Genomic DNA, 6,000 nt, shown 5'->3' with positions numbered 1-6,000 from the left:
AAGCGCCTGCGCCATGACCGGATCGACGACCGGCGTCCCGGCTCCGGGCCAGCCGCCGCAGCCCCAGCCCGATGCGAACGACCCCCTCGCCCTGACCGAGCTCTTCGACGGCGGCGGGGAGGCCTGGCTCCCGCTGCTGAAGCCGGTCATCGAGGCGCAGCCGGACGCCGCACGGTTCATCGGGAAGGGCCGCAGCCACGAGGTGGTCCCGGTCCGCGAGCTGACGTTCCAGGCGCTCAAGCCGAACCCGCCGCACAAGTGGAAGGTCGTGGTCTTCGGACAGAACCCGTACCCGCGGCCGGAGAGCGCCACTGGCATAGCCATGTTCGACAACACCTTCAGCGACTGGAAGGACAGCCAGTTCGGCCGGGTCGTCAGCATCCGGTGCCTCATCAAGGCGGCGGCGATGTGGAAGTACGGCATCGCCAAGAAGACCCCGATCGCCGACGTGCGGGCGCTGCTGAAGGAGCGGGACACGGTCCAGCCGCCGGAGTGGTTCCAGGCGATGCTGACGCAGGGCGTGCTCCTGCTGAACGCGTCGCTGACCGCGAGCGGCGACGGGGCGATGGGTGCCGACCAGCACACGGCGTTCTGGCGGCCGGTCGCCGAGCGGATCGTCGAGGAGATCCTCAAGGCCAAGCAGGACGCGACCGAGGAGGACCGCGGTGTCGTGTTCGCGTGGTGGGGGGCGCACGCCCGCAGCCTGAAGCGGGTCGTGCTGCGGCTCCAGCAGAAGTACCCGGACGTCGAGGTCCGCCACCTCGACCACGCGAACCCGGCGGCACAGGGCGACATCTTCTGCGAGGGCGACCACTTCGCCCAGGTCAACGACGCCCTGTCCTCGCTGGGCGCCGACCGCATCGACTGGCTGCCGAGCAAGGGGTGGAACGGGCCGGCGGTCGGCGCGGGCGGTGCGGACGGGGGTGTCGCGGCGCGCATGGGCGCTTTCATCGAGTCGACCATGAACCTGCACCAGCTGTACCTGGAGCGCCTCACCAGCGTCAAGGACGAAGGCCTGGTCCTGCCCGCGATCACCGGTGTCTTCGACACCCCGCTGATGGACTTCCAGGACGCCGTCGCCCCGGTCTCCACAGCGCTGTCCGGGCTCGCCGGGCACGTCCAGCGCTCCCGTGACTTCGGCAAGCAGCGTGTGGACCAGGCGGCCGGCGGCCTGTCCGCCGACGCGATCGCCGCGCTCCACCTCTACACCTGTGAGTCGGCCTTCTACCGCGAGATCAACAGCGTTCTGCGCTCCCCCGACCGCACCAGGGTCACGCCCTACCTGCCCTACCTGCGGCTGCTGTTCTCGGCGGTCTCGGAGCTGCCGGCCTACACGCAGCCATTGTGGCGGGGGGTGTCGCTGGACCTTCGGGCGCAGTACCCGGAGGGCCGGACGGTGACCTGGTGGGGCGTCTCCTCGTGTACCTCCGAGCTGAAGGTGGCCAGGGCGTTCTTGGGCAGCCGCGGCAAACGAACCCTCTTCGAGGTGACACCGGCCCGGGCGGTCGGGATCAAGAGCTTCTCCGCCTTCACCGGCGAGGAGGAATACATCCTTACGCCGGGTACCCAGCTCAAGGTGACCGAGGTAAAGAGCGAGCCCCGCGGACTGTGCACCGTCCGGCTGAGCGAAGTCACAGACACCGCACCCGTGGTGTCCTAACCCCCCGTTCCACAGTGGCCACGGTTTGCCCCGAGGGCGGCGTCAGCCTCCACGGCGGAGACGCGTCTGCTGCTGCCCCATCGCCACAAGGGTCGCGGCACGTTCCCCGGCCTTCTCGCCGTCGTGGCCGAACTCTGACCGCCGCACGTGCCGAGCGCGGTGCAGCGGGTGTGAATGGGTGCGTTGGTGGCACTGGGTAGGCGTCAGCCAGGTCGAGGGGGTAGTCCCTGATCGCGCCCCACCGCAGTCTTGATCATGGCTGTCATGGAGCGACCAGGCCGCTGCCGCGACGGGCCCTTCTGGAGGTCGGCCGGCTGCCATGAGCTCGACTGTTCACAACTCAGAGAGAGCTACCGACCAACAGCAGACCCATAGACACCGCAGCAGACCGACAGCACTCAAACCACAAACCTGCCACCACGCACATCGCAGCAACGTCAGCAAAAACCCAGAAGACCAGACACCCACCAGCAACAACACCAACCGACACCCACACGGCCGCCAACTGACAGAACACCGCCGCCCATCACCGAATGACAAAGGATATGACGCCCGCCGGCCGCTACGGCTAGCGTCTGCCCGTCTCTTACAAATGGATCGGGGGCAGGCATGGCTGCGTTGATGAAGCGATGGATACCGGCACATACGGCGATGGTTGCCGGGGCACTCGTCATGTCCGGCTGTTCGGCCACAGAGGGAAGCCAATCATCGGCGTCTGCGACAACGGCAACACCTTCAAGAACCTCTAGACCTCCGCTGACGTCTGAGCAGTTGAAGGTTCTCGCCTTGAAGGCCAACGAGGTGCCCCGCGCTCACAGCGCGCCGATCCAGGATCCTGTTCCGACGAGCGAGCAACGAACCTTCCCGCCGGTCTCCGACGCCTCGTGCCAGACAGCTCTCGACGTGCTCAACGCCGAAACCGCCTCCGCTGTCGTGTTCCAGATCTTCAACTGGAAGGGCGACATCTGGGGAGGCGGCTCCACACTCGCTTCGTACGAGGACGCGAAGGCGCAGATGGCGTTCCGTCAACTGCAGGACGCACTCAAAACGTGCAAGTCCTACACCGGGGTTGGCTGGACTGGAAAGTTCAGCGCCAAGATCACGTTGGACACGGCCCCCGACGTCGGGGACGAAGCCCTGAGTTTTCACCTGAGCTCGCAGCTGCCAGAAGGACGCGGACTGCGAGATGAGCACCATGTCTTCGTCCGAGTCGGCGACACGACGGCGAGCTTCGAAAAGCTGAACGTGGGCAAGAAGGCGAGGTTCCCTCTCGCCCTCCTCAAGAAACAGGTCGACCGGTTGAGCAGCGCGCAGCACCGCTGACCGACTGCACGCCGCCACCTGCAGCCTCCGAGGTGGGGTTCCGGGCGTTTCCAACCCGCCTCGCCTTGTGCCCTTCAGAGGCTGTCTCCATGAAGTCGTCTGCCGCCGCCGAAGAGCTGCTGCTCGTCACCGCCGGCACGGTGCCCGGAACCAATCCTGATGTGCTGGGCAAGCTGCTCGCCAAGGCCGGGTTCACCGGGATGGCTGCCAACGTACTGCCTGCCACAAGCGGTGAGCAGCGCACCGCCGATACCCTCCTGGTGAGCGCATACCTCCCGCACTGAAAGGGCATGGCCGGCGCGCCTGGATGGCAGGGAGCGCTGGCAGCCAGCCGCGATCGACAAGCCTGACCAGCTTGCTGCGCAGCGGTTCCAGCTTGGACCGCATGCTGACGTCCACCCCCACCACCTCGCCGACCTCGCGGGCCATGACTGGTCCGGTGGCCTGCCGTACGGCGGCGAGGATGCGCTGGTAGTCCGGCGGGAGCGAATCCTCCGCCACCCGCGGTGCGGGATCAGCATCACCGCCCGGCCTCCCGCCTGACCGGGTATCGGCCGGGCCCAGCCGTATTCTTCGGCGAGTTGCCCGGCCATCCGTTCAAGGACACATTCAGCGCCGACGAGTTCGTCCCGCTCGGCCCGCACTTCCGCCAGCTGTTTGACCAGCAGTTCTTCGAGTTCGTCCAGTTCCGCACGGCGCACGGTAATCCGTTCCAGCAGCTCGGGATCCAGCATGCACCGGATCGTAGGAGGCAGCAGAACCACAGCGAGCACGAACCGGGCAGGTCAGCTGTCGGGCTCAGGGATCGATCGGGTCGTTGCCGCTCGACTCAGGTGTCGAGGAGTTCCGGCACGAAGATGTCCTCGCACGTCAGCTGGCGCTTGGACAGGCCCTGCTCGTGGTGGTAGCGCAGGAAGGTGTCGATGGCCTTGCGGTTCGCGGCGATCCCGTAGGGCCACCAGTCGTCGCCGAGCAGCCGACGGTTCTCCTCGAACAGCGCGCTGAACCACGGTGTGATGACGCCCATGTGCTGCTTCGCGGCGTCGTCGAGGTACTTCCGCTCGGCGAGCCTCTTGGCTTGCGTGAAGGCGTCGTAGACGGCCCTTGCGAGGCCCGGTCGATGTGCCAGTTCCCTGCGGATCGCGATGATGTGCATCGGGGGGAAGATCCCGGTGCGGCGGTAGTAGTCACGTTCCACGGCCTGGTAGTCGGGGAACAGGCGGGCGACCTTCGGGGAGCCGTCCAGCACCGCCTGCGGCACGTCGACGGAGATCAGTGCGTCGATTTCGCCGGATTCGAGCATGGCGCCCAGGGTCTGACCGTCCTCCGCTCGGCGCACGTCGACGCCGTCCGGGACGGGCTGCGGGAGCCAGTCGAAGGCGGGGATGGGGTAGTTGGTGCCGCCGATGACCCAGCGGCACTGGTCGGGGGTCACGCCGTACTCGTCCGACAGGATGCCCTTCGGCCAGATCCCGGCGTCGTGGCCGTAGAGCGCGAACTCGCCGACGGTCCTGCCGGCGAGGTCCTGCGGCTTCTCGACCCCGCTGGCGGTGTTCACGAAGATCGACGAATGGCGGAAGTTGCGGTTGGGCAGGATCGGCAGCGCCAGGAACGGCGCATCGTCGAGGTCGAAGGTGCGCAGGAAGTAGGTGAGACCGAACTCGGCGAGGTCGTAGTGCCCCTCGACGTTACGACGGAAGATGTCCGACACGAGGGATGCCGTCTCGAACACCGCATCCACCCCGTCGACCGCGACCCGGCCGTCGAACAGTGCCTCGGTGTGCTCGTAGGTGTAGACGCCGATGCTCAGCTTGGTACTCATCAGTGGATCTCCCCTCCAGGAGTCCGTGGAGTGGTCCGCTTCCGTAAATGATCGTTCACTTTTATATTGATCCCGTAGTGGCCGAGCCGTCAAGATGAATACTTGTTCACGATGAAGAGGAAGGGGGCGACCATGCCGCGCCTCACTGCCGAGCGTCGCGAGGCCAAGCGCGCCGAAATCGTCGCGGCGGCCCGCCGCTGCTTCTCCCGCGACGGGTTCCACCAGACCTCGATGCCGGACATCGCCGCGGAGGCGGGCGTCTCGGCCGGCGCGCCCTACCGCTACTTCACGAGCAAGGAGGAGATCATCCTCGCTATTGCGGGCGACGCGTTCCGGCTGATCTTCGAACCGGTCGAGCGGCTGGCCGACAACACAGACGCCCCGACCGTCGCGGAACTGGTGGCCGCCGCGCTCGACACGATCAGCGGCGAGACGGTGCACGACGCAGCGGGGTACACGGTCCCAGTCGACGAGCTGCTGCGCTGCGTCGTGCAGGCGTGGTCGGAGGTGCTGCGCAACGACGAGGTGCGTGGCCCGGCTACGGAGGGCTTCGAGAAGGTCCGCGCCAGTATCGCCGACGCGCTGCGCCGCGGCCATGCCGCGGGCGCGGTGCCCGCCGCCGTGGACCCGGACCGCGGAGCCCGCGTGGTGATGGGGCTGCTGCACGGATTCCTGCTCCAGCGCGTGGCCTTCGGACTCACGGACACGGCCGGCTTCGCAGACGACCTGCACGCCGGGCTGACCTTGTGATGGGTGACTGCGCCAAGCCGGCGCGATCGGCTCAGGCAGCGCGACACGGGCATCACGGCGGACGGACACCGACGCGCTGATCCCCGCGCCGCGCGCGTCGCAGTAGCTCACGGCGAAGTGCAGGAGCGCTGGTCATAGCCACTCGTTGATGACTGCGACCAGGGCGGTCACGTAGCCGGTGGACGGCTCTGGGAGGGCACGGCGGCCGCGGACACGCATGTGAAACCGGTGGCACGCCAACCGACCACCAGCCCCGCCGACATAGTCCAGGCAGGGCAGCCGACTGCGGATCAGGGACCCGGTCCGGGTACCCGGGGCCGCATGTCGGCCCGGCTGCCCGGCACTGGCGCGCGGAGGCCCCGCCGACGCGCAACACCCTGGATGGCCGTCCGAGCCCGCGGCCGCGCCACCACAACACCGCCCTCCCCTTCCTTCTCCCTGGGTA

Annotated in this window: 5 protein-coding genes; 4 read left to right on the top strand and 1 reads right to left on the bottom strand. The window is 67.6% G+C overall.

All coding sequences use genetic code 11. The annotated features are described in order from the left end of the window. The first annotated feature begins 13 nt into the window (after window positions 1-13). From IPZ69_RS18430 to IPZ69_RS18420, 3 genes are all read left to right on the top strand, one after another. A complete protein-coding gene (locus IPZ69_RS18430; RefSeq protein ID WP_235455230.1) occupies window positions 14-1,660 on the top strand; it encodes an ADP-ribosyltransferase domain-containing protein in 1,647 nt (548 codons plus the stop codon). Between the two features lie 786 nt (window positions 1,661-2,446). Continuing rightward, entirely contained in the window at window positions 2,447-2,983 is a 537-nt protein-coding gene (locus IPZ69_RS18425) for a hypothetical protein (protein WP_235455225.1), read from the top strand. Between the two features lie 89 nt (window positions 2,984-3,072). After that, window positions 3,073-3,267 (top strand): hypothetical protein, encoded by a 195-nt coding sequence (locus IPZ69_RS18420; protein WP_235455224.1) that lies wholly within the window; start codon window positions 3,073-3,075, stop codon window positions 3,265-3,267. Window positions 3,268-3,812: 545 nt separating this feature from the next. Here IPZ69_RS18420 and IPZ69_RS18415 read toward each other — a convergent pair. Next, the gene (locus IPZ69_RS18415; protein WP_235455223.1) at window positions 3,813-4,805 is read right to left on the bottom strand and encodes a phosphate/phosphite/phosphonate ABC transporter substrate-binding protein; all 993 of its coding nucleotides are present in this window, start codon (window positions 4,803-4,805) and stop codon (window positions 3,813-3,815) included. A 132-nt stretch (window positions 4,806-4,937) separates the two neighbouring features. Between IPZ69_RS18415 and IPZ69_RS18410 the strand changes: the two genes are divergently transcribed. Further along, complete coding sequence (locus IPZ69_RS18410; protein ID WP_235455222.1) at window positions 4,938-5,555, top strand: TetR/AcrR family transcriptional regulator; 618 nt, start codon at window positions 4,938-4,940, stop codon at window positions 5,553-5,555. Window positions 5,556-6,000 lie beyond the last annotated feature (445 nt).

The sequence above is a fragment of the Streptomyces olivochromogenes genome, assembly GCF_021538895.1.
GTDB classification, from domain to species: Bacteria; Actinomycetota; Actinomycetes; order Streptomycetales; family Streptomycetaceae; genus Streptomyces; species Streptomyces olivochromogenes_A.
This window is presented reverse-complemented; position numbering and strand designations above follow the sequence as displayed.

What these genes read in the sequence shown, in the direction of transcription:
- IPZ69_RS18430 (WP_235455230.1), top strand. Translation starts at nt 14, where the DNA reads ATGACCGGATCGACGACCGGCGTCCCGGCTCCGGGCCAGCCGCCGCAG.
- IPZ69_RS18410 (WP_235455222.1), top strand. Translation starts at nt 4,938, where the DNA reads ATGCCGCGCCTCACTGCCGAGCGTCGCGAGGCCAAGCGCGCCGAAATC.
- IPZ69_RS18420 (WP_235455224.1), top strand. Translation starts at nt 3,073, where the DNA reads ATGAAGTCGTCTGCCGCCGCCGAAGAGCTGCTGCTCGTCACCGCCGGC.
- IPZ69_RS18415 (WP_235455223.1), bottom strand. Translation starts at nt 4,805, where the DNA reads ATGAGTACCAAGCTGAGCATCGGCGTCTACACCTACGAGCACACCGAG.